At 70.0% G+C, this 22,573-nt stretch carries 24 protein-coding genes; 12 read left to right on the top strand and 12 right to left on the bottom strand.

Translation table 11 applies throughout. The features are described 5' to 3' along the window. Positions 1 to 203 precede the first annotated feature (203 nt). The 5 genes from BLU09_RS19315 to BLU09_RS39430 all read right to left on the bottom strand — a co-directional run bounded on the left by BLU09_RS19315 (position 204) and on the right by BLU09_RS39430 (position 4,066). Positions 204 to 533: a hypothetical protein gene (locus BLU09_RS19315; protein ID WP_090491022.1), complete on the bottom strand. Its 330-nt coding sequence runs from the start codon at positions 531 to 533 to the stop codon at positions 204 to 206. A 143-nt stretch (positions 534 to 676) separates the two neighbouring features. Next, positions 677 to 1,558 carry an SAM-dependent methyltransferase gene (locus tag BLU09_RS19310; RefSeq protein ID WP_090491021.1) on the bottom strand — a complete coding sequence of 294 codons (882 nt, stop codon included), beginning with the start codon at positions 1,556 to 1,558 and terminating at the stop codon, positions 677 to 679. Next, positions 1,555 to 2,292 (bottom strand): hypothetical protein, encoded by a 738-nt coding sequence (locus tag BLU09_RS19305; protein ID WP_090491020.1) that lies wholly within the window; start codon positions 2,290 to 2,292, stop codon positions 1,555 to 1,557. Before BLU09_RS19305 ends, BLU09_RS19310 begins: the two co-directional genes overlap by 4 nt. After that, positions 2,289 to 3,647, bottom strand: a complete 1,359-nt coding sequence (locus BLU09_RS19300; protein ID WP_090491019.1) for a sensor histidine kinase — start codon at positions 3,645 to 3,647, stop codon at positions 2,289 to 2,291. The genes BLU09_RS19305 and BLU09_RS19300 overlap by 4 nt, the downstream gene beginning before the upstream one ends. Then, entirely contained in the window at positions 3,644 to 4,066 is a 423-nt protein-coding gene (locus BLU09_RS39430) for a hypothetical protein (RefSeq protein ID WP_244171851.1), read from the bottom strand. The genes BLU09_RS19300 and BLU09_RS39430 overlap by 4 nt, the downstream gene beginning before the upstream one ends. A 173-nt stretch (positions 4,067 to 4,239) precedes the next feature. On the opposite strand from BLU09_RS39430, the gene BLU09_RS19290 reads away from it, so the two are divergent. After that, positions 4,240 to 5,127, top strand: coding sequence for an EamA family transporter (locus BLU09_RS19290; protein WP_090491018.1), 888 nt, complete (start codon positions 4,240 to 4,242; stop codon positions 5,125 to 5,127). A gap of 87 nt (positions 5,128 to 5,214) precedes the next feature. Further along, complete coding sequence (locus BLU09_RS19285) at positions 5,215 to 5,877, top strand: hypothetical protein (protein ID WP_186817684.1); 663 nt, start codon at positions 5,215 to 5,217, stop codon at positions 5,875 to 5,877. On the opposite strand, the gene BLU09_RS19280 is transcribed toward BLU09_RS19285, so the two are convergent. Continuing rightward, the gene (locus BLU09_RS19280) at positions 5,878 to 6,618 is read right to left on the bottom strand and encodes a site-specific DNA-methyltransferase (RefSeq protein ID WP_167371116.1); all 741 of its coding nucleotides are present in this window, start codon (positions 6,616 to 6,618) and stop codon (positions 5,878 to 5,880) included. Positions 6,619 to 6,747: 129 nt separating this feature from the next. On the opposite strand from BLU09_RS19280, the gene BLU09_RS19275 reads away from it, so the two are divergent. Together BLU09_RS19275 and BLU09_RS19270 are read left to right on the top strand one after the other, a co-directional pair. Further along, on the top strand, positions 6,748 to 7,533 hold the full coding sequence (locus tag BLU09_RS19275; protein WP_090491015.1) for an alpha/beta fold hydrolase: 786 nt from the start codon (positions 6,748 to 6,750) through the stop codon (positions 7,531 to 7,533). Between the two features lie 25 nt (positions 7,534 to 7,558). Further along, on the top strand, positions 7,559 to 7,993 hold the full coding sequence (locus BLU09_RS19270) for a hypothetical protein (protein ID WP_090491014.1): 435 nt from the start codon (positions 7,559 to 7,561) through the stop codon (positions 7,991 to 7,993). Between the two features lie 107 nt (positions 7,994 to 8,100). Here the strand turns inward: BLU09_RS19270 and BLU09_RS19265 are convergent, their stop codons facing one another. Both BLU09_RS19265 and BLU09_RS19260 read right to left on the bottom strand, forming a co-directional pair. Continuing rightward, entirely contained in the window at positions 8,101 to 8,796 is a 696-nt protein-coding gene (locus tag BLU09_RS19265) for a molybdopterin-dependent oxidoreductase (RefSeq protein WP_090491013.1), read from the bottom strand. After that, positions 8,789 to 9,448, bottom strand: a complete 660-nt coding sequence (locus BLU09_RS19260) for a cytochrome b/b6 domain-containing protein (protein WP_261770650.1) — start codon at positions 9,446 to 9,448, stop codon at positions 8,789 to 8,791. Before BLU09_RS19260 ends, BLU09_RS19265 begins: the two co-directional genes overlap by 8 nt. 287 nt (positions 9,449 to 9,735) lie before the next feature. On the opposite strand from BLU09_RS19260, the gene BLU09_RS19255 reads away from it, so the two are divergent. From BLU09_RS19255 to BLU09_RS19225, 7 genes are all read left to right on the top strand, one after another. Next, positions 9,736 to 10,839, top strand: a complete 1,104-nt coding sequence (locus BLU09_RS19255; RefSeq protein ID WP_090491011.1) for an outer membrane beta-barrel protein — start codon at positions 9,736 to 9,738, stop codon at positions 10,837 to 10,839. Positions 10,840 to 10,947: 108 nt separating this feature from the next. Further along, positions 10,948 to 11,037 carry a K(+)-transporting ATPase subunit F gene (kdpF, locus tag BLU09_RS19250; protein ID WP_044890200.1) on the top strand — a complete coding sequence of 30 codons (90 nt, stop codon included), beginning with the start codon at positions 10,948 to 10,950 and terminating at the stop codon, positions 11,035 to 11,037. Positions 11,038 to 11,046: 9 nt separating this feature from the next. Further along, positions 11,047 to 12,768 carry a potassium-transporting ATPase subunit KdpA gene (gene kdpA, locus BLU09_RS19245; protein WP_090491010.1) on the top strand — a complete coding sequence of 574 codons (1,722 nt, stop codon included), beginning with the start codon at positions 11,047 to 11,049 and terminating at the stop codon, positions 12,766 to 12,768. Between the two features lies 1 nt (position 12,769). Further along, the gene (gene kdpB / locus BLU09_RS19240; RefSeq protein WP_090491009.1) at positions 12,770 to 14,830 is read left to right on the top strand and encodes a potassium-transporting ATPase subunit KdpB; all 2,061 of its coding nucleotides are present in this window, start codon (positions 12,770 to 12,772) and stop codon (positions 14,828 to 14,830) included. Between the two features lie 14 nt (positions 14,831 to 14,844). Beyond that, positions 14,845 to 15,480, top strand: coding sequence for a potassium-transporting ATPase subunit KdpC (kdpC, locus tag BLU09_RS19235; RefSeq protein WP_090491008.1), 636 nt, complete (start codon positions 14,845 to 14,847; stop codon positions 15,478 to 15,480). 87 nt (positions 15,481 to 15,567) lie between these two features. Continuing rightward, positions 15,568 to 16,737, top strand: coding sequence for a sensor protein KdpD (locus BLU09_RS19230; protein WP_090491007.1), 1,170 nt, complete (start codon positions 15,568 to 15,570; stop codon positions 16,735 to 16,737). Then, positions 16,734 to 18,581 (top strand): HAMP domain-containing sensor histidine kinase, encoded by a 1,848-nt coding sequence (locus tag BLU09_RS19225; protein ID WP_090491006.1) that lies wholly within the window; start codon positions 16,734 to 16,736, stop codon positions 18,579 to 18,581. The genes BLU09_RS19230 and BLU09_RS19225 overlap by 4 nt, the downstream gene beginning before the upstream one ends. Before the next feature lie 9 nt (positions 18,582 to 18,590). Here BLU09_RS19225 and BLU09_RS19220 read toward each other — a convergent pair whose 3' ends face one another. From BLU09_RS19220 to BLU09_RS19205, 4 genes are all read right to left on the bottom strand, one after another. Beyond that, positions 18,591 to 19,169 (bottom strand): PIN domain-containing protein, encoded by a 579-nt coding sequence (locus tag BLU09_RS19220; RefSeq protein ID WP_143043151.1) that lies wholly within the window; start codon positions 19,167 to 19,169, stop codon positions 18,591 to 18,593. Positions 19,170 to 19,256: 87 nt separating this feature from the next. Beyond that, positions 19,257 to 19,760 carry a helix-turn-helix domain-containing protein gene (locus BLU09_RS19215; protein WP_244171850.1) on the bottom strand — a complete coding sequence of 168 codons (504 nt, stop codon included), beginning with the start codon at positions 19,758 to 19,760 and terminating at the stop codon, positions 19,257 to 19,259. Between the two features lie 226 nt (positions 19,761 to 19,986). Further along, positions 19,987 to 20,454, bottom strand: coding sequence for a hemerythrin domain-containing protein (locus BLU09_RS19210; RefSeq protein ID WP_090491004.1), 468 nt, complete (start codon positions 20,452 to 20,454; stop codon positions 19,987 to 19,989). A 193-nt stretch (positions 20,455 to 20,647) separates the two neighbouring features. Further along, positions 20,648 to 22,009 (bottom strand): sigma-54-dependent transcriptional regulator, encoded by a 1,362-nt coding sequence (locus BLU09_RS19205; protein ID WP_090491003.1) that lies wholly within the window; start codon positions 22,007 to 22,009, stop codon positions 20,648 to 20,650. Positions 22,010 to 22,079: 70 nt separating this feature from the next. Between BLU09_RS19205 and BLU09_RS19200 the strand changes: the two genes are divergently transcribed. Continuing rightward, positions 22,080 to 22,556, top strand: a complete 477-nt coding sequence (locus BLU09_RS19200; RefSeq protein ID WP_244171849.1) for a hypothetical protein — start codon at positions 22,080 to 22,082, stop codon at positions 22,554 to 22,556. Positions 22,557 to 22,573: the final 17 nt, after the last annotated feature.

Here is a 22,573-nt window from a genome sequence, read left to right as displayed (position 1 = left end):
CCCTTTGTGCCTGGGTGGCGTCGACTCGCGGCCACAATGGGTGTGCCGGGTAGGACAGAGCCGAAGGTCCGGAGAGAATCCTCACGGGTCGGCGTGGCGGACTCGCCAGGTTGTTCCGAGCGAAGGTCCAGACGCGGAGCGGGGCCCGGGAGCATCCCGGACCCCGTGGGTTGCTTGCTCGCGGCCGTTCGCGAGCAGGCGGCCTACTGCTGACCTTCGGGGCTGTGTGTCCCGGTGTCCTGGGTGTTGTGGTCGTTCATCATCCCGGAGCCTCCGGTGCCGGCGTCGTAGCCTTGCATCTCGTGGCCGGAGCCGCCGGTGCCGGCGTCGTAGCCTTGCATCTCGTGGCCGGAGCCGCCCGTGCCGCCGGTGCCGTCGCTGGGGCGCGGCTGGTTGCCCTGGCCGCTACCGCCGGTGCCCTCCATGCCCGGGGTGGTCGTCCCTCGCTGGTCACGGTTCTGTTCCCTGCATCCCGTGACGGACATCGCCACCGCCACCGCACCGAGCACCATCCACCGATTGAAAGCCTGCATCGCGTTTCCTCCCTGAGTAGCGACTGGCCCAAGGCTGGAGGCGGCTCTCGCGTGTTGCACCCCGTCCCCTCGGCCGTTGCACACGCACGCCTGGGCTGCGGCCGGGCGGCCAGGGGCTGGCTTTTGTCGGAGGTGTCGCGGCCTCAGTCCACCCGCCGGAGCACGAGCAGCCCGTACTCCAGACCGCCGTCCATCAACGCTTGTTGCAGGCGCAGGTGCTCGCGGCTGGATTCGCCGCGGCCGGCCTGCGCGAGCGCACGCAGGGGATGCTGGGAGGGGTGTGCCGAAGCGCGCTCATGCACCATCAATTCCAGGGTCAGCGACCAGAAGCCCACCACGCGTGAGGACACGTCGTCGCGTACCTCCAGCTCCAACCCCGCGGCGTGCGCGGCGGACAGATACTCATCGAGCGAGCCGATGCGCGTGCGCCAATACCGATCAAAGCCGGGGGCCAGCTCCGGGCGGCAGAGGAAGCAGTCGGCGATGGCTAGCACGCCGCCTGGTTTCAGCAGCGTCCGCGTGCGGCGGAACCACTCGGCGCGCGGCAGGTAGCAGGCGCTCTCCACCGCCACCACCGCGTCGAAGGCCGCGCGGCCCGGAACGGAGAGGGCGTCACAGAGGATGGGACGCACGCGCGCGCTCACGCCCGCGGCCTCCGCGAAGCCGCGCACCAGCGCGACATGCGAGGGCACGTTCGTCACCGCCGTCACGTGCGCCTGATGCTCGGTGGCCCAGTACATCGCGCCGCCGCCCAGGCCGCAGCCGACGTCCAGCACCTCGCCGCCGTCCGGGAAGCGGCCCACGGCGCGCGCCAGCTCCACCAGCAGTGCTTCCTGCGCGGCATGGACCGTGTCGCGCAGCACCTCCGAGGACGCGCCGGGCGGCGGCACCACGTCCACCAGCCCGGAGTGATAGTGCACGCGGGGGCCGGGCCCGTAGCGTTGGAGCAGCCGCTCCGTCTTCGCCTCGTAGTACGCGCTCACCTCGTCGCGTCTCCACTCGGGTTGCACGGCTTCGGCTCTCATGACTCCCCCTCTGGCAGCATCGGTTCGATGCGGCGCAGCGCCGCGTCCAGGCAGCGCAGGTCCAGTCGGCGCAGCGCCTGCGCGGCGGCGCGCGCCCAGGCCACCACCGCGTGACGGTCCGCCCCGGGCATGCTGGTGAACCGCACGTCCCGCGTGCGGATGTCCTCCGCCACGTGCGCGGCCACGCCCAGCGCCCGGCCCGCCGCCGCCGCGCGGGGCTCCAGCACCGTGCCCGCCCACAACACGCGCAGGTACGCGGCCCACTGCTGGCCGGCGATGCCCTCCGCCACCTGGCGGAACAACGGCGCCGTCCAGTCGCTGGCGCGCACCTCCAGCGCCTGCGGGCCGGCGGCCACCGCCAGGGTGCGGACCGCCTCTTCCAGCACCGGGCCCGGCAGTTGCGCCTGCGCGCCGCACAGCGTGGCGAAGGCCAGGTTCTGGAGGATGAACTGCACGCACGGCCCCACGCGGATGGGTGGGTCGTGGTACGTGCACTCGCCGTCGATGAGGTCGTCGGCGAGGTTGCCCGCGCTGAAGCTGAGGAAGAGCCCGGCGCCGCGCGCCATCAGGGCCTCGCGCGGCAGGCCGGCCTCCGCGCCCGCCTCGTAGAAGAGGGACAGGGGGCCCGGCTGTGCCGCCTCCAGCGCCGCGAGCACGTCCCGCTCCGACACTTCCGGCAAGCCGAGCCGGCGAAGCGCGCGCAGTGACTCCTGGTACAGGGCTCCGCCGCTCATCGGTACTCCCTGGGAAGGACCATGCGGAGCACGGCGCCGCCCCCTGCCGCGTTCTGCCGGTGCAGCATGCCGCCGCTGGCGCGCAGCAGGCACTCGCTGGTGTAGAGGCCCAGGCCCGTCGCGTGGGACTTGCTGGTGTACAGCGCCTCGGCGGGGCGGCCGAGCTGGCCGGGCGGGAAGCCGGGGCCATCATCCGTGATGGTGACCTCCAGGCGCCCGCTGAGCGGCTCCACGCGTGCATGGATGTGGACCCGCGCCGCGCCTTCCTCGCCGTTGCCCTCGCACGCGTTGAGCACCAGGTTCTCCACCACGCGGCGCAGCGTGGGCGCGCCGCCGCGCATCAGGGCGCGCAGGGGCGGGGAGGGCGGCTCCACCTCCACCTGGATGTCCACGTCCGGGAAGCGCAGGCCCACGCTGGCCTGCACCGAGTCCAGCACCGGCGCCAGCTCCACGGGCTCCGGCTCCATGCCGGCATGGCGCCGCCCCTTGGTGCGGGCGTCCATCATCATGTCCCGTATCTGCGTCAGGTTGTCGTTGAGCTGCCGGAGCAGGTCGTCGAACTCGGTGCGGCCGGGGCCCGGGCGGTGCGCGCCCACCACGGCCAGCATGTCCGCCGCGCTGCCCGCCGCCATGAGCGCGTTGTCGATGTCGTGGTGGTAGCCCAGGATTTCCGACAGCGCCTGCGACAGGCGGCCCACGTCGCGCTCCTGCTGCTCCAGCAGTTGCGCGTGAACAGCGGCGCGCAGGCGCTCCGCGTCCGCGCGGGCCCGGTCATGCTGTACGGCGAAGGTCCCCAGGTAGAGCTGCGCGGTGAGCGCCGCGGGGCCGATGACGCCGAAGAGGGCCAGGTGTTCGTCGCTGCCGCGCAAGGGCAGGGCCAGCGCCAGGGCCAGGGCGGTGCCCAGGGCGAGGAAGGGCTGGTGCGGCGTCACCCGGTGCAGCCGTCCATGGAAGGCGGTGGTGAAGAGGAACAGCGAGGCGATGACGGCGGCCCCTGGCGGCGCCGACAGGGCCATCAGCGCGGCCACGAAGAAGTGCATCGTCGCCACGCCGAAGATGAGCCACACCCAGCCCCAGGGCTCGATGCGGCGGCGCCGCCGGTGGACGAGCGAGAACAGGACGCCGCTGGTCAACATGGGCGCGGCGCACAGCAGCGCGGTGCCGAAGTGGATGCCGAAGAAGCTCCGCGCGCCGGGGGCCCAGGCTGTCATGGCCAGCAGGCTCGGCACGAAGGCACAGAGCGCGAGCCACGCGCCCAGGCCCGAGGCGGCCAGCACCTCCGCGGCATCCTGGGCGCGCGTCCACCGCCGGAACGAGGACAGGAGGGCCTGTCGCCCGGCGGAGCGCGGACTCATACGGTGGCGGACAGGATGTCACCCGCCGTACCCAGGCTGGACGACTCCTCGGTGGCGTGTTCGGCCCGGAGGTTCAGTTCGTTGACGATGTCCGCGTTGCCGCGCTGGAGCAGCTGCACCGACACCTCGCCGCCCGCGAGCACGTGGTGGAGGGCCTCCACCACGGGCCGCAGGGCGGGGTTGAGCGTGCGCGCACCCAACGGACCCTCCACCGCGCCCAGCTCATTGCAGCGCGCCAGGTAGGCCGTCAGCGCGTCGTCACGGACGGTGTCACCGCGCTCGCCACCGTGCGCTGGCTTGAGCGCACGGTTTCGAGGCCGCGGCGTCGCGAGCGCGCCCGTGCGGGCATCCCAGCGCGGTGGGCATTCTCGTCGTGTGCGAAGTGGATGGAACCGGATTTCTCGGACTCTTGGCGTCATGCTGGCTCCCCCCCGGGGCCCGGCACAGTCGTTTCACCCCCGAGCAAAGCGAAGGCGCCCCCGCGCCGTCAAACTCCCGGCCAGGCGAGTGTTGTCCAGCGTGTTCTCTTCACCCTTCAAGGCAGGCGGGTGATACGGGATGGACAGAGGGTGCGGTGGAAGAGGTGCGCGGAATGTCTCGAGTCTTGACGAAGCCGGGGCCGGTCACGGTGGCGGTCCTGACGTTGCTCGTCGCGATGGCCTCCATCCAGACGGGCGCTTCGTTGGCCAAGCAAGTCTTCCCCGTGCTGGGCGCGGCGGGGGCCACGGCGCTTCGCGTGTTCTTCGCGGCGCTCATCCTGGCGGCGGTGTTCCGGCCCTGGCGGCAGCGGCTCACCCGCAAGGACTTGCGGGCCGTGGCCATCTACGGCGCGGCGCTGGGCGGGATGAACCTGACCTTCTACCTGGCGCTGGAGCGCATCCCGCTGGGCATCGCCGTCGCCATCGAGTTCACCGGGCCGCTCGCCCTGGCCCTCTTCTCCACGCGCCGGGCGCTCGACTTCGTGTGGGCGCTGCTGGCCGTGGCCGGCATCCTGCTGATTCTGCCGCTGTCGGAGACGTCGCGGTCGCTGGACTGGATGGGCGTCTTCTGGGCGCTGGTGGCCGCCACCTGCTGGGCGCTGTACATCCTCTTCGGTCAGCGGGCCGGAGGCACCGTCCACGGCGGCACGGCGGCATCGCTGGGGATGTGCGTCGCGGCGCTGCTCGTCATGCCCTTCGGGGTCGCGCACGCGGGCATGAAGCTGCTGGACGTGTCGCTGCTGCCCATCATCCTGTGTGTGGCCGTGCTGTCGAGCGCGCTGCCGTACTCGCTGGAGATGTACGCCCTCAAGGCGCTCCCCACGCGCACCTTCGGCATCCTGATGAGCCTGGAGCCGGCGATGGCCGCCGTGTCCGGGCTGCTGCTGCTGAAGGAGCGGCTGTCGCTGGTGCAATGGGCGGCCATCGGCTGCATCATCCTGGCGTCCGTGGGCAGCTCCGCGACGTCTCGCAAGCCCGTTGAAGCCGTCGCCGCGAGCTGACCGGCAGGGGCGTCGATGCCGTTCTCCGGGGCTGGGCCTGTCTTCGGGCTCGCAATGGGGCCCGGCGCCGGGCTAGAGGACGGCCTCATGCGTGACCGAATCCAGGCCGTGCTCCGCCAGCTTTCCCAGACGCCCGAACTGGAGGCGCGCTGGCTCCACACCTTGTCCCTGATGGAGTTCATCGGCGCGCGGAAGATTTCGCGCACCGTGGCGGACCGGCACCCGACGCTGGAGGTGCTGGGGCACCTGGCCGACGAGACGCGCCACGCCTTCGCCTTCAAGCGCCTGTCCGCCGAGGTCGCTGGCGCGGAAATCACCACGTTCCTCTGCCCGGAGGCCGCGGGCCGCTACTTCCAGGCGCTGGACCACGAGCTGGCCACCTGGGCGACGTCCTTCACGGGCGCGCCGGACGTCTATCTGCACTACCTGCTCACGACGACGGCCATCGAACGGCGCGCCATGGTGCTGTACCCGCTCTACAAGGCCGCGTCCCGCCAGCCGGCCGTGCGCGAGGAGCTGGGGCGCGTCGTCACCGAGGAGCAGAGCCACCGGCGCACCATCGAGGATGCGTGTGTCGAGCGCCTCACCGCGGTGGGCGCCACGCTGGATGCCGCGCTGGCGCTGGAAGAGCGGCTCTTCGCGGCCTTCATCGGTGAGCTGGAGGCCACCGTGGCGCGGGAGTCGGGCGCCCCGGCGGCCTTCGTTCCGGCGCCCGGCGAGGACGTCGCGGCGCGGTCGCCGCAAGGGTGACTACAGCGCGTCGTCGTCGCTCACAGGCGCGCCCGTGCCATGGGCGCCTGACAGGACAAGCGTGCCGTCCATCAGCTCCGCGCGCAGGTTGCGGGCCTTGCGCGCCCGCTTGCGGCTGAGCTCCACGCCCACCGCGTCCAGCCCCAGCGCGTTGGCCACGGCCAGCACGGTGCCGTGGCCACAGAAGGGGTCCACGACCGTGCGCGTGCGGGTGTGCTCCAGGATGAAGCGGCACGCGATGAGGCACGCCTCCACGCCCATGCCGCGCGTCCACGTCACCTCGCCCGCTTCGGGCAGGACGTCCGGCGTGGACTTCGCCATGTCCACGCGGACGCCGCGCGAGAAGCACAGCATGTGGGAGTACGCGGGCCGGCCGAACGTCACCGTCCCGGGCGGCCGCCGGCACACCACCTTGTGCCAGAGCAGGTCGACGCCCACCTCCTCCGCGGCGCGAGCCACCAGGTAGCCCTTGTCCACCCAGGTGCCCTCTTCCTTCACGTCCGTCTGGTAGAAGATGGCCACGCCTTCGGGCGGCACGCGCGCGAGGATGAGCGCCGCGGCGCGGATGAACCAGGCCTTCCACTCCGCCAGCGACAGGGACGGGAACTCGGACCAGTCCGGCAGGGACGCGATGGCCGAGCTGCCCTCCAACACCGGCCGCGCCTCCAGCCACACGAGTGCGTCTTCGCAGTACACCGTGCGCTTCGCCGCGCCCGTGGCGCCTGCCTGTTCGTCCACCATGTGGTGTCGGAGTCTGCCAGAGCCGCGCGCACTCCGCGTCGGGCTGGTCAACACGCCCAAACCGTGGCTTGCTAGCGCTTCTGTAGATTTCTACAATCCTGTTTTATCTCGTTGCAACGGAGAGACGGAATGCCCACGACTTCAGCGAAAGACGGGACTTCGCTCCACTACCGTGTCGTGGGTGAGGGTCCGCGCACGGTCATCCTGGTCCACGGTTGGATGGTATCAGGCGCGGTCTGGGATGCGCTGGTGGAGCGCCTGGACCTGATGGGGCTGCGGCTGGTGATTCCGGACATGCGGGGCTCGGGTCAGTCGGGCCGGCCGGACGGAGGCTTCAGCCTGGAGTCGCTGGCGCACGACGTGCTGGCCGTGGCGGACGCCGTGGACGCGCGGCGCTTCACGCTGGTGGGGCACAGCATGGGCGGCCAGTTGGTGAAGTGGGTGGCCGCGGAAGTGCCGGCGCGCGTGGAGGGGCTGGTGCTCCTCAACACGGTGCCCGCCGCGGGTCTTCCGCTGCCTCCGGATGCGGCGGGGCTGTTCCGCACGTCGGCGGACAGCCGCGAGAAGAAGCAGACCATCCTCGGCCTCGCGTGCAAGCAGCTGTCGCCGGAGGCCCTGGAGGCGCTGGTGAAGGACTCGATGGGCATCAGCCCGGCGGCCATCGAGCACGTCTTCGACGCGTGGACGGCGGGTGGCTTCGCCGACAAGCTGGCCTCGATTACGGCGCCCACGCTGGTGTTGGCCACGGACGACGCCTTCCTGCCGGCGGCCTTCCTGCGGGAGGCGGTGGTAGCGAGGATTCGCGGCGCGCGCCTGTCGTACCTTCCCGGCCCCGGTCACTACCCACAGGTGGAGCGCCCGGCGGAGACGGCGGCGCTGGTGTCCGCCTTCCTCGCCGGCTCCCTGCCGGCCTGAGCGCCCGCTTCGAGGAGGCAGCACGATGGCCTGGAGCATGTCCTTCGAGTACGACGCGCTGAACGACGTCGTCACCGCCTACTTCACCGACTGTGTGTTGGTGAGTGAGGCGGACGTCCTTCGCTGGCGGAAGGAAGTGGAGGAGCACCTTTCCAAGTACCCACCCAAGGTGGACCTCCTCATCAACCTGGACGGGCTGGTGGTGAAGTTCACCGCCGGCCGCGTCTTCGGCAAGGAGCGGCGCGAGGTGCTGGAGCGCTACACGCACCGCTCGTACCGCTTCGGTGGTGACGAGATGACGCGCATGTTCGTGCTCACCAGCGGCGCCATCAACGGCGCGGCCGTCAATCACTACGCCACCCGCGACGAGGCGCTGGCCGCGCTCCAGGCCGAGCGCGAGGCGCTGCGCAAGCGGGGCTTCTCGCCCTTCGGTGGTGGCTTCGCCGGCACCAAGGTCTGAGCCTTGCTTCACCGCCTCGTGCGCGGCGGTGCGTCTGAACACACGCCCCGTCGCAGGCGTCGCTGGCTGTCGTTGATGTCGTGGGCGCGTGGCGAGTTGAGGGGGCCTCACACGCCCGCGAACCACTCGTAGCCGCGGTCCTCCCAGTAGCCTCCGGTGGGCTCGGGCAGGAAGTTCACCTCGGTGAGGTACTTCACCATCTTGTAGCCCAGCTTCACGCCCGAATAGAGGCGCAGCGGCGCGCCGTGGCCGGGCGTCAGCGGCTGGCCGTTCATTCCGTAGGCCAGAATCGTCTGCGGATGGAAGGCGCTGGGCCGGTCCCAGGACGAGTAATAGCCCGCGTCGAACGAGCGCAGCTCCACGTAGTCCGCGCGGGTGTCCGCGCCCACGTGCCGGGCCAGCTCGCTCAGGCGAACGCCATGCCAGGACGCCACCGCGCTCCAGCCTTCCACGCAGTGGTGGCGAATGCGCAGGTCCGTGCGAGGCAGGCGCTGGAGGGCGTCCAGCGTCAGCACGGCGGGGCGTGCCACGAGCCCGCCCACTCGGAGCGCCCATCCCGAGGGCGCGAGCGGCACCGTGTCGGAGACGTAGTACTCGGGGAACTTGCCTGGAGGCGTCGTCTCCTCGGGTGGCAGCTCCGGCGCCAGCCGGCGTTCATCGAACAACACGGCCTGCGCGCGCGCGTTGAAGCGCTCCATGACGCCCAGGAAGCCCTCGCGAGGGCGGCTGCTGTCACACGCGCTGGCGGTGAGCGCGGTGGTGCCCAGCAGCGCCGTGCGCCGCGTGAGGAGGTGTCTAGGCATCCGGCTTCCTTCCGCCCGTCACCATCTCCGCCAGGCTTCGCGGGTGGAGCAGCACCAGGGCGATGTGCCCCACGGTGAAGAGGGCGAGCAGCGCCAGGATGACGAGGTGGAGGGCGCGCGCCGCGTCGTAGCCACCCAGCAGCGAAGTGAGCACGCCGAGCTGCACGGGCTTGTAGAGGACCAGCCCGGAGAGCACCGCGAGCAACCCCAGCGCCAGCGTGCCCGTGTACGCCAGCCGCTGAAGGCCGTTGTAGAGACCCTGCGCGGGCGCGTGCTTTCGCACGCGCAGGTAGAAGGCGAGCGTGTCCAGGGCGTTGCGTGTATCGCGGCGGGGCAGGAAGAGGCGGCGGCGCCACTCTCCGCTGAGGGCGAGGTAGAGCACGTACGCCACGCCGTTGAGGGTGAGGAACCACGCGAAGGCGAAGTGCCAGTGACGGGCGCCGGCCAGCCAGTTCCCCAGCCGCATCCATTCGGGCGGAGGGATGCCCTGGAAGGGATACCAGCCGTAGGGCCGGCCCTGTGGTCCGAGCATGGGATAGGCGACGAGTATCTGGAGTCCGCTGGCCGCCATGATGAGCAGCAGCGGTACGTTGAGCCAGTGGGTGACTCGGATGAGCCACGGCTGAGGACTGCGTCGTTCAGGGGCTTGCACGCGCGCGGAAGAAAGCACCCGGCGTCACGCGGCGTGGGCGCGGCTCGTCCCGCGTTGGTGGACAGCCGTCATTCAGGGCGGGTGCCGCTCTCCCTGCGTCGACGTGAGGACGGGCCCTGGCCTCGCGGGGCAGGAAGCGGCGGCGGATTTCAGCGCGCACGATGTGCCCGAGCCCGTTCGTGCAAGTTGCAACCTGGAGAATGGCGGCAGGGACACAAGCCCCTGGAATGACAGGGGGCTCGTGAGCCGTGGTCGGGCACGGCGCGTGCTCTTGGGGAGACACGACCATGCTCGCTTCTCCACTGCCATCCCTGGTGTCCTCCCTGTTGTTGTCCCAGGCCCCTTCGCCGGAGCCGTCTCCCGATGCCGAAGCCCCGGGCCTGCTGTCTCGCCTGGAGGTGGAAGGCGGGGTGGACGTGTACTTCGGCTACAACGCCAATCGCCCCGCCGACGGTGCCAGTTTCATCCCGGGCACGGGCACCACCGCCCGGCGGGACAACGAGGTCTCCATCAACCTCGCATCGCTGGGCGTGTCGCTCGCGCCCGAGCCCGTGGGCTTCAAGGTGCTGCTGGGCTTCGGCACCGGCATCGAAGTGCTGCACCAGTCCGAGCCGGAAGGCCCGGTCATCGGGCCCGAGGTGTGGCGCCATCTCCAGCAGGCCACGGTGTCGTACGCGACGGGACCTCTCACGTTGGAGGCGGGCGTCTATCCCAGTCACATCGGTCTGGAGTCGTTCCAGTCGCAGCTCAACTGGAACTACACGCGCTCGTGGATGGGCGAGCTGTCGCCCTACTACCAGTCCGGCCTCAAGGGCACCTGGGCCTTCGATGACGCGTGGAGCGCGCAGCTCCACCTGCTCAATGGCTGGCAGACGATTGGGGAGAACAACCGAGGCAAGGCGCTGGGCACGCAGGTGGCCTATGCGGGCTCGCAGCTATCCACCGCCCTCAACACCTTCGTGGGGGAAGAAGGTGACGGTGGCCTGCGACTCTTCGTGGACGCCGTGGCCACCTGGAAGGTGACGCACGCCTTCGCGCTGGCCGCCACGGCGGACGTGGGCCGGCAGGCGCGTTCCGGACAGTCCGCGGCCTTGTGGTACGCGGCGGGCTTCAACGCGCGGATGCAACTCTCCGAAGCCGTGGCCGTTGCCGCCCGGGTGGAGGCCTATCGCGACGAGGACGGGCTCATCACGGGGGCCGTCCAGACGTTGGCGGGCGGCACCCTCACCCTGGAGTTGAAGCCCGCAGAACACCTGGTCCTCAAGATGGAGGCGCGCCGCGACACCTCCACCGCAGACGTGTTCACCGGCCGCGCCACGGGAGGGGATGGCGCGCCCACGCTCGAGGACGCCGAGACGCTCGGGGTGCTCAGCGCCGTCGCCTGGTTCTGAACAGGAGCCCCATCTCATGGACCTCGTGCTCGTTCTGGTCACCATCGCTTTCTTCGCGCTCGCGTGGGCCTACGTCCACGGCTGCGAGCGCCTGTGAGGCCTTGCCCGATGACTTTCGAATACGCCGCTGGCGCCGTCCTGGCCGTGCTGCTCGGTGCCTACCTCATCTACGCGCTGCTTCGCCCGGAGCGCTTCTAGGCCCCCGCCATGTCCTTCATCGGTTGGTCGCAAATCCTATTGTTCTTCGCCCTGGTGCTGGCGGTGACGAAGCCGCTGGGGGCCTATCTCTTCCGTGTCCTCGAAGGGGACCCTCGTCCGCTGCCGCGCGTGCTGGGGCCCGTGGAGCGCCTGCTGCTGCGCCTGTGCGGCGCGGCGGACCGGCGCGAGCAGACGTGGGTGGCCTACGCGAGCTCGCTGCTGGCGTTCAGCCTCTTCAGCGTCCTCATCGTCTACGGCCTCCAGCGCGTGCAGCACCTGCTGCCGCTCAACCCGCAAGGGCTGGGAGCGGTGGGGCCGGAGCTGGCGTTCAACACGGCCGTCAGCTTCACCGCCAACACCAACTGGCAGTCGTACGCCGGTGAGTCCACGCTCAGTTACTTCACGCAGATGGTGGGGCTGGCGTGGCAGAACTTCGTCTCCGCCGCCGCGGGAATCGGCGTGGCGCTGGCGCTGGCGCGGGGCTTCACCCGCCGGCCCGGTCCGGACGGACAGAAGACGTTGGGCAACTTCTGGGTGGATGTGATGAACGCCACCCTCTACGTGTTGCTGCCGTTGTGCCTGGTCTACGCGCTCTTCCTGGTGTCGCAGGGCGTGCTCCAGAACTTCGCGCCCTATTCGCAGGGGGTGACGCTGGAGGGCGCGAGTCAGACGCTGGCGCAGGGACCGGTGGCCTCGCAGGAAGCCATCAAGACACTGGGCACCAATGGCGGCGGCTTCTTCAACGCCAACAGCGCGCACCCCTTCGAGAACCCCACGCCCTTCACCAACCTGGTGCAGCTGCTGTCCATCTTCGCCATCCCCGCGGCCCTCACGTACACCTACGGGAAGATGGCGGGAGACACCCGGCAAGGCTGGGCCCTGCTCTCGGCGATGTCCGTCCTCTTCCTCGTCGGCGTGGCAGCGGTGTACGCGGCGGAGGCCCAGGCCAACCCGGCGTTGAGCGCCGCGGGGCAGGTGGCGCAGGCGGGAAACATGGAGGGCAAGGAGGTGCGCTACGGCGTCGCGGCCTCCGCGCTCTTCGCTGCTGTCACCACCGCGGCCTCGTGCGGCGCTGTGAACGCGATGCACGACAGCTTCACGCCCCTGGGCGGCCTGGTGCCCATGGTCAACATGCAGTTGGGCGAGGTCGTCTTCGGCGGCGTGGGCGCGGGCCTCTACGGCATCCTCGTCATGGTGGTGCTCAGCGTCTTCATCGCCGGGCTGATGGTGGGGCGCACGCCCGAATACCTCGGCAAGAAAATCGAGGCGCGGGAGATGAAGCTCGCAATGTTGTACGTGCTCGTCTTCCCCCTCTTCACGCTGGGCTTCAGCGGGCTGGCAGCCGTGCTGCCGCAGGGCGTGTCCTCGCTCAACAACGCGGGGCCTCATGGCCTGTCGGAAATCCTCTACGCATACACCAGCGGCACGGCGAACAACGGCAGCGCCTTCGCGGGCCTCAACGCCAACACACCCTTCTGGAACATCACCCTGGGCGTGGCGATGCTCGGCGGACGCTTCCTGATGATGGTGCCCGCGCTGGCCATCGCCGGCTCCATGGTGGGCAAGAAGGTGGTGCCAGCGGGCCCGGGCACCTTCCCCACGCACGGCGCGCTCTTCACCGGTCTGCTGGTGAGCGTGATTGTCATTGTCGGCGCGCTCACGTTCTTCCCCGCCCTCTCCTTGAGCCCCATCGTCGAGCACTTCCTCGCCGGGGCCGGAAAGCGCTACTGAGATGTCCTCGCCTGCTTCGAAACCGGCGTCGTTGCTGGACGCCTCGCTGCTCAAACCGGCGCTGGTGGACAGTCTGCGCAAGCTCCACCCGCGCGATGTGGCGCGCAACCCCGTCATGTTCGTGGTGTGGGCCGGGAGTCTGCTCACCACGGTGTTGGTGGTGAAGGACGTGGCGGCGCCGCGCCCGGATGCCGCGCCGCTGGGCTTCACCGTGCAGGTGACGCTGTGGCTGTGGTTCACCGTGCTCTTCGCCAACTTCGCGGAGGCCGTGGCGGAGGGGCGCGGCAAGGCGCAGGCTGGCGCCCTGCGGAAGATGCGCAAGGAGACCACCGCGCGCCGCTGGAAGGACGGGCGCGAGGAGCGCGTGCCCGCGCCGGACCTGCGCAAGGGTGACGAGGTGATTTGCGAGGCCGGGGACCTCATCCCAGGTGACGGTGAGGTGGTGGAGGGAATCGCCAGCGTGGACGAGTCCGCGATTACCGGCGAGTCCGCGCCCGTCATCCGGGAGTCGGGTGGCGACCGCTCGGCGGTGACGGGCGGAACGAAGGTGCTCTCCGACCGCATCCGCGTGCGCATCTCCGCCAACCCCGGCGACTCCTTCCTGGACCGGATGATTGGCCTGGTGGAAGGCGCGGCCCGGCAGAAGACGCCCAACGAGGTGGCGCTCCACATCCTGCTGGTGGGGCTCACCCTCATCTTCCTGTTGGCGTGCGTGACGCTGGTGCCGCTGGCGCTCTACTCGGGCGTGCCGTTGTCGGGCACGGCGGTGGTGGCGCTGCTGGTGTGCCTCATCCCCACGACGATTGGCGGCCTGCTGAGCGCCATTGGCATCGCGGGCATGGACCGGCTGCTGCGCAAGAACGTGCTGGCCATGAGTGGCCGCGCGGTGGAGGCGGCGGGTGACGTGGACACGCTGCTGCTCGACAAGACGGGGACCATCACCCTGGGCAACCGCATGGCCACGGAGTTGCTCCCCATGCTGGGCGTGCGGATGGAGGAGCTGGCCGAGGCCGCGCAGCTCGCCAGCCTCGCGGATGAGACGCCCGAGGGGCGCTCCATCGTCACGCTGGTGAAGGACACGTACAAGATGCGCCCGCGCGAACTGCAGGCGCACCACGCCACCTTCGTGCCCTTCACCGCGCAGACGCGCATGAGCGGCTGTGACCTGGTGGACCCGCACCCGCGCAGCATCCGCAAGGGCGCGGTGGACGCCATCGTCACGTACGTCCGTTCCCAGGGCGGCGTGGTGCCGGATGAGCTGGCGCAGGCGTCGGGCCGCATCGGCGACGCGGGTGGGACGCCGCTGGCGGTGGCGGACGGTGCGCGGCTGCTGGGCATCATCCACCTGAAGGACGTGGTGAAGGGCGGCATCCAGGAGCGCTTCGACCGCTTCCGCGCCATGGGCATCCGCACGGTGATGATTACGGGCGACAACCCGCGCACGGCGGCGGCCATTGCACGCGAGGCGGGCGTGGATGACTTCCTGGCCGAGGCCACCCCCGAGGCCAAGCTGGCCCTCATCCGCACCGAGCAGGGCCGCGGCAAGCTGGTGGCCATGACGGGCGACGGCACCAACGACGCGCCCGCGCTGGCCCAGGCGGACGTGGGCGTGGCGATGAACACCGGCACCCAGGCGGCGAAGGAGGCCGGGAACATGGTGGACCTGGACTCCAACCCCACCAAGCTGCTGGAGGTGGTGGAGGTGGGCAAGCAGTTGCTGATGACGCGCGGCACGTTGACGACCTTCTCCATCGCCAACGACGTGGCGAAGTACTTCGCCATCCTCCCGGCGCTCTTCATGGGCGTGTTCCCGCAGATTGCGCCGCTCAACGTGATGGGGTTGTCCTCGCCGTTCAGCGCGGTGTTGTCGGCCGTCATCTTCAACGCGCTCATCATCATCCTGCTCATCCCCCTGGCGCTGAAGGGTGTCCGCTACCGCCCGCTGGGCGCCGAGGCCCTGCTGCGGCGCAGCCTGCTGCTGTACGGCGTGGGCGGTGTCATCGTTCCCTTCGTGGGCATCAAGGTCATCGACGTGCTGCTCGGCGCCGTGGGTCTGGCGTGAAAGGACTTATCCCCATGTTCTCCACATTCCTCACGGCCCTGCGCACGTGCGCCGTCACGCTGGTGCTCACGGGCTTGCTGTATCCGCTGGCCGTCACCGGGCTGGCACAGCTCCTCTTTCCGGGGGAGGCCAACGGCTCGTGGGTGAAGGACGGCCGGGGCCGCGTGGTGGGCAGCGCGCTCATCGGCCAGGGCTTCACCCGGGCGGGGTACTTCCATCCGCGTCCTTCCGCCGCTGGCGCGGGCTACGACGGCGCGGCGTCCTCGGGCAGCAACCTGGGGCCCACGTCGCTGAAGCTGAAGGAACGCGCGGCGGCCGAGCTGGAGCGCCTGCGCCGGGAGAATCCGGATGCTGCGGGGCCCGTTCCCGCCGAGCTGGTGACGACGTCCGCGTCCGGGTTGGACCCTCACCTGTCGCCGGAGGCGGCGCGCTGGCAGGCGGCGCGGGTGGCACGGGCCCGCGGCGTGGCGCTGGAGCGGGTGCTGAACGTGGTGGACGCGCTGGTGGAGGGGCGGACCTTCGGCGTGCTGGGCGAGCCGCGCGTCAACGTCCTGCTGTTGAACCTCGCGTTGGACAGGCGCTTCGGGCCGCTTCCGGACGCGGCGCCGGGCGTGGGGGGCGGGGCCTCGCAGGGCCAGGGCGCACCTTGAGCGGCGTGGGGGCACGCGCATTCACCACGTGAGATTCACCGGGCGCGAGGGCATCCTCCGCCCGGCGTCCCACCGGATGGGCAGAGGATGACGATGACGCGGCGCTCGCGCGCGGAGGACTTCCTGGAGCTGGTGGAGCGGGGCAGGCGTGGCCGGCTCAAGCTCTACATCGGCTTCGCGGCCGGAGTGGGGAAGACGTACCGGATGCTGGAGGAGGCACACGCGCTGAAGCGGCGCGGCGTGGACGTGGTGCTGGGCTTCGTGGAGTCGCATGACCGCGCGGACACGCAGGCGCTGGTGGAGGGACTGGAGGTGGTGCCGCGCAAGCAGTACACCTACCGCGACGTCACCGTGGAAGAGATGGACCTGGACGCGGTGCTCGCGCGCAAGCCCCAGGTGGCGGTGGTGGACGAGCTGGCGCACACCAACCTTCCGGTGTGCCGCCACCGCAAGCGCTACCAGGACGTGCAGGCGTTGCTGGACGCGGGCATCAACGTCATCGGGGCCTTCAACGTCCAGCACCTGGAGAGCCTCAACGATTTGGTGGAGCGCGCCACCGGCGTCACGGTGCGGGAGACGCTGCCCGACAGCTTCCTCAAGGCCGCCGACCAGGTGGTGAACCTGGACCTGGCGGTGGAGGACCTGCACGAGCGGCTCCGGACGGGGAAGATCTACGCGAAGGACAAGGTGCCGCGGGCGCTGGAGCGCTTCTTCACGGAGGAGAACCTGGCCACGCTGCGCGAACTGGCGCTGCGTGAGGTGGCGGAGAGCCTGGACCGCGCCACCGCGAGGCCGCTTCCGGGGGAGGGGGATGACGGTTCGCAGCGGAGCGCGGCCTGGGGCCGGGTGCTGGTGGCGCTGTCCAGCTATCCCCGGCACGCGGCGACGCTGCTGCGCCGGGGCTCACGGATGGCGGGCCGGCTGAACACGGACTGGTTCGTCGTGTACGTGGAGACGCCGCGCGAGGCGCCGCACCTCATCGACGCGGAGGCGCAGCGGCATCTGCTGACGAACATCGAGAAGGCGAAGGAGCTGGGCGCGGAGGTGGTGCGCCTGAGGGCTCGCGACCCGGTGGAGGGCATCCTGGACTTCGCACGCTCGCACGGCGTGGGCCACATCATCGTCGGCCGTTCGCATCAGCCGTGGTGGAAGCAGCGGCTGGGGCGCGCGGTGGACATGCGACTGGTGCGTGAAGGCCGGGGCTTCGACATCCACGTGGTGGCCTTCGAGCCGCGCGAGGAGGGACGCCGCCCATGACGCTGCGAGCCCGGCTGTTGTTGGCGCAGGCCCCCCTGGCCCTGGCGCTGTTGTTGGTGGGCATGGTGGCCGTGGTGACGTTGTCCCAGCTGGGGCGTTCTGGGCCTCGGGTGCTTCAGGACAACTACCGCAGTGTGCTGGCCGCGCAGGAGATGATGGCGCAGCTGGAGCGCATGGACAGTGGGGCGCTCTTCATCATCGCGGGTGAGCGGCAGCGCGGGCTGACGCAGCAGGCGGCGCAGCGCGCGCGCTTGGAGGCGCAGTTGCGGGTGCAGGAAGGCAACGTCACCGAGCCCGCGGAGGATGCGGCGACGCTTCAGTTGCGCACGGCCTGGCGGCGTTACCAGGCGGCCTACGACGGGTTCCTCGCCCAGTCGTCACCAGAGGGGGCGCGGGAGGCGTACTTCGGTGTTCTCGAGCCGGCCTTTCAGGAGGTGACCGGAGCGGCCCGGGCCATCCTGGACCTGAACCAGGACGCCATGGTGCGCAAGAGCGAGGCGTTGCAGCGGCAGAGCGCGCGGGTGAACACGGTGATGGTGGCGGCGGTGATGGTGGCCTTCGTGGTGGGGTTGCTCGCCTCGCAGTCGCTGACGCACCGGGCGCTCCGTCCGGTGTCGGTGCTGTCGCAGGCGGTGCGGCGCCTGGGCGAGGGCGACTATGCGGCGCGCGCGGTGGTGGAGGGACAAGACGAAATCGCGCAGGTGGGGCGGGACTTCAACGCCATGGCGGAGGCGCTTCAGCAGTACCGGCGCAGCAGCCTGGGAGAGTTGCTCCAGGCGCAGGCGGCATCACAGGCGGCCATCGACAGCCTGCCGGACCCGGTGGTGGTGTTCGGCGCGGACGGAGGGCTGCTCAACGTCAACCGCGCGGCGGAGGACGTGCTGCGGCTGTCGTTGGAAGCGGGCGGGGACATGCTGGGGCGGGTGGTGCCGGAGGCGCGCGCGGTGCTGGAGCGGGTGCGTGAGCACGTGTTGACGGGGCGAGGGACGTATCAGCCGCGCGGGTACGAAGAGGCGGTGCGGGCGCCGCTCCCGGACGGGGACCGGTGGCTGCTGGCTCGGGGAAGTCCGGTGCATGGCGAGTCAGGGGAGGTGGTGGGGGCCACGGTGATTCTCCAGGACGTGACGCGGCTGCGGCGCTTCGACGAGCTGAAGAACGACCTGGTGGCCACGGTGGCGCACGAGTTCCGCACGCCGCTCACGTCGCTGCGCATGGCGCTGCACCTGGTGACGGAGGGCGTGGTGGGGCCGGTGACGGAGAAGCAGGCGGACCTGTTGTTCGCGGCTCGCGAGGACTCCGAGCGGCTGCAGGGCATCGTGGATGACCTGCTGGACCTGTCGCGCATCCAGGCGGGGCAGCTCCAGTTGGAGATTCGCCAGGTGCCCGCGGAGGCGTTGGTGGACGCGGCGCTGGACGCACAGCGCGCGGCGGCGGAGGAGCGCGGGGTGCGGTTGTCGAAGCAGGTGTCGCTGGATGTGGCGCCGGTGGACGCGGACCCGGAGCGGCTGGGGTTGGTGCTGGGGAATCTGGTGGGCAACGCGGTGAAGCACACGCCCCCGGGAGGCGAGGTGGAGGTGCACGTGTGGCAGGAGTCGCACGGGGTGCGCTTCGAGGTGCGGGACACGGGGGCGGGGATTGCCTTGGAGCAACAGGCGCGCATCTTCGAGAAGTTCTACCGGGCACCCGGCGCGCCCTCGGGCGGCGCGGGGCTGGGGCTGTCCATCGCGAAGGACATCGTCCAGGCACACGGCGGGGAGATTGGCGTGGTGAGCACGCCCGGCCAGGGCAGCACGTTCTGGTTCACGCTGCCCCGGCGGGAGGCGTCCGGGCCGGCGAGCGCGTGAGGACGTATCTCAGGCGCCTTCGAGCGGCGGAGGCGGGAGGAGTTCACGCACCTCGCTGATGAACTTCGGCACGGACTTCGCCAATCCGTTCAGCAGGCGAGGAAAGGTAATGGGCGGGTTCTTCAACATCTCTGCCTGAGCGCGGAGCACTTCCAGCATGACGCCGGGGGACTGACTGAGGAGATTTTGCAGGAAGGTGTCCGCGTCCTGCGCCTGCATGGCTCGGGGTAAATGCTCAGAACCGAAGTCGCGCAGATTGTTGGTGACGATGGTCTGCGCTCCGACGTGCACTGCCGCCGCAAGGACATGCCGGTCCTTGGGGTGATTCGTCATGGCCGGGACGAGGCGCTCGTAGCCGGACACCAGCGCTTCGGGAAAGTGCCTGCGCATGGCCGAGACTCGGCGTTCAGCCTGAGCCGAGGTGAGCCCGAGCTGTTCGACCAGATTGCGGCGCACCTCATCTAGGATTTCCTCGGTCCAGTAGATCTGGATGAGGCCCTCGTTGGCGACGTTGAGAAGCATGTCGCAGAGAGAGACCGGAATCAGGACGTTCGCATCGAGAACGACCGGGAACGGAGCAGGGTTCACGCCCTAGTCGTCCCTTCTCTGGACGGCGGCTGTCAACGGTGGCGCGTCAGCTCGCTCCGCATCGAACTGAAGATAGCCACCAGCTTGCTACTCGTCGAACTCGGGATAGCCACGAGCTAGCTGCGTGTCCTGAATCATTTCGGCTAGCTGCGCACGGCGCTCCGCTTTTCTGCGGGCACGGTACTCAAGTACGTCCTGGGTGTTGACGCGCCGATGGGTACCGGTTCGGTGGAACGGAATCTTTCCCTCGTCGAGGAGCTGCACCAGGTATTGGCGCGACACGTTGAGCAGGTTGGCGGCCTGCTGCGTGGTGAGCTCCTTCTGGACTGGGACGATGGAGACAGCGTCCCCTGAGGCCAAAACGGCCAGGAGCTGCTGAAGCAAAGTCAGAACGTCCTTGGGAAGAGGGAGCGCCTCATGATTGGGACCAAGGAGCGTGAATCGCGGCTGGGTCCCCGTCCCGTGAAGCGTCTCGGTGATCAACTTGGCTAGTTGCTGGACCTGCCCCAGGGTGCCTTCCGTGGCAGCCACGGGCTCTGAGACGCGCACCGGAGCGTCGTCCTTCACGGGATTGATGGTGGAAGGTGACATACGGGCCCCGTGGGACGCCTCCTGAACGGCGCTTCGAGATGTCATGCGCGCACCGCTGCGCCCCGCAGAGAGTGCACTGCGTGCGCTGCACGCGTCTAACGGTGTAATACGGGGTATTACTCGACGCAAGTGCAGGTGAAGCCCGTTGCTAGGTGGCAGCTAGCCAAGTGCAAGTCGGCAGCTAGCTGCCCTAGGTGCAAGCTCACAGTGTGTGCCAAACAGGCCCTCAGGCGTTCGCCTGGCCCTGGAGCTTCTGCATCTCCTCGCGGCGGACCTCGGAGGCGGTGCGGACGATGTCCTTGCACGACATGCCCAGGTCCTCCTCGGTGACCTTCTGACCGAGCTTGGGCAGCACGTCCCGTTCCTCCACCGTCACGTGCTCCTTCACCACCTTCTCCAGCTCGCCGAACAGGGAGACCAGCTTCTGCGGGTCGTTGCGCGCGCGAATCATTTGGGCGATGAGCTCCGTCATCTTCCCGTGCTCCTCGACGGAGTCCTGAATCAGCTTGTCCTCCACCACCCGGCGCGCAGCGGGGTACACCCAGCGTTCTTCAATCGTGGTGTGTAGCGTGAGCGCCTCCGCGAGCTGGATGCCGAGCTCTCGCTTGCTCGCGTCGTCCTGCGCCGCGCGACAGGCATCGAACAGCGCTTCCACCTCGCGGTGCTGCTGAATCAACAAGTCAATCACGTCCACGTCTGCGCTCCTTGGAATCGGTTCGGTGTCCTCCAAGGCTCCGCATGCGCACAGGACGCCGCAATCGCCGCTCCAGGCGCGCGGCGGAGCCCCGCCCGGTCGGCTTCCCTGAAACTCCGGCCCGGCACGCGTGCGGCCGCTGTGCCTGGCTCGCGCGTTCTCGGCTGACGTGGATGCGGGAATCCAGGGCCCTTCAGCCCTCGCCCGACTCGTACTTCTTCCGCTTCCGCCACAGCGTGGACGCGTCGATGCCCAGCACCCGCGCCGCCTCATCCAGCGTGGGCGCCGAGGCCATGACGCGCAGCACGTGCTCGCGCTCGATGTCCTCCAGCGTGTGCGGCCCGCCCAGGGTCATCACCGGGCTCCCCGCCGCGGCGATGCGGTCGGGGAACGCCTGTGGCTCCAGCACCTCCGCGGGCCAGACGATGAGCGCTCGCTCCATTGCATTCCGCAGCTCGCGCACGTTGCCCGGCCACCCATAGGCCAGCAGCATCTTCTCCGTCGCGGGCGACAGCTCCGGCGGTGGGCGCTGCGCCGCGCGAGCGAAGAAGGAGACGAAGCGCCGGGCCAGCGAAAGCAGGTCCTCCGGCCGCTCTCGCAGCGACGGCAGCTTCACCTCGATGACGTTCAGCCGGTAGAGCAGGTCCTCCCGGAAGCGCCCCTCGGCCACGTCCTTCTCCAGGTCCCGATTCGTCGCCGCCACCACCCGCACGTCCGCCTTGCGCGTGCGTCCCTCGCCCAGCCGTTCGAACTGCTTCTCCTGGAGGAAGCGCAGCAGCTGCGCCTGGAGCCCCGGGCTCATCTCCGCGATTTCATCCAGGAACAGCGTGCCCCCTTCCGCCGCCTCCACGCGTCCCGGCTGGTCCTTCACCGCGCCGGTGAACGCGCCGCGCACGTGGCCGAACAGCTCGCTGGCCAGCAGTTGCTCGGACAGCGTGGGACAGTTGACGGTGACGAAAGGCCGGCGCCGCCGAGCGCTCATCGAATGCAGCGCGCGGGCGAGCACCCCCTTGCCGGTGCCACTCTCCCCCCGCAGCAGCACCGCCGCGTCGGACGCCGCCGCGCGCGTCAACAGCCCGATGGCCGCGTGCATCGCGGGCGAGGCTGTCTCCAACGTGGCCTCTGGCACCGCCTGGGAAAGCTGCCCCTCCAGGTTCTCCAACTGCGATGCCAGCTCCTGGTGCCGCCGCGCCTTCTCCACCGCGTGGCGAATCTGCGCGGGCGTGAAGGGCTTGGGCAGATAGTCCCGCGCCCCGCGTCGCATCGCCTCCACCGCCGTGTCGAACGTGGCGTAGGCGGTGATGAGCACGACGTCCAGGTGGGGCGACTCGGCCAGGAGGCGCGGCAACAGCTCCATTCCGCTGGCCGTGCCGAGCCGCAGGTCGACGAAGGCCAGGTCGGCGGGACCTTGCGCCAGCGCGGCCAGCGCGGCCTCCGGGGTAGCCGCCTCGCGGACCTCACAGCCGAAGCCCTCCAGGCACACGCGCAGGGTGTGGCGGATGTTCCGCTCGTCGTCCACCACCAGCACCCGCATGGGGCGCTCTCGGATGTCCATGATTTCATCCTAGGAGCAATCCGCGCCGCCGCGCCGTCAGACTCCCGCGCAGCGTGCGGGAGCACGCGCCATGGCAGCCCGGCTGTTGGCGGTTGCCGCACATCCGCTGCACTCCGTGCTGGCGTTGCTCTCCGGTTTGGGCTGGAACAGGGGGCGTATGCGCTTGATGGGGATGATGGCAGGCGGCCCACCGCCCGAAGACGGTGAAGAGGAGAACGTCTTCTCCCGAGCCCGGGGCCCCTCGCTGGCCGAGAAGCGGACTCGGAAGGCCGTGCTGGTGGGGCTGGTGCTGCTGTTGCTCGGCGGCGTCTGGCTGTACCTCCAGGGCGGGGAGAACCGGGCGCTGAACGCGCTGTCTCCCGCGCAGCGGGCCTCGCTCTTCCAGGAGACGCGCGACTCCTTCCGCGAGATGTGCATGGGGGATGCGGGCACCAGCCGCTTCCCGAAGCGCTGCGCGCAGATGGCGGACTTCCTCACCCGCTTCACGGAATGTGACGCGACCTGCCAGCAGGAGATTGCGCCCGCGCTCCATCGCTCCGTGCGCTGAGACGGGGCTCCACCGGG

Origin of the sequence: Myxococcus virescens (assembly GCF_900101905.1) — a bacterium.
In the GTDB taxonomy this organism is placed as follows: Bacteria; Myxococcota; Myxococcia; order Myxococcales; family Myxococcaceae; genus Myxococcus; species Myxococcus virescens.
Note: the sequence above shows the minus strand (reverse complement) of the source record. Positions and strands in the feature narration are given on the sequence as shown.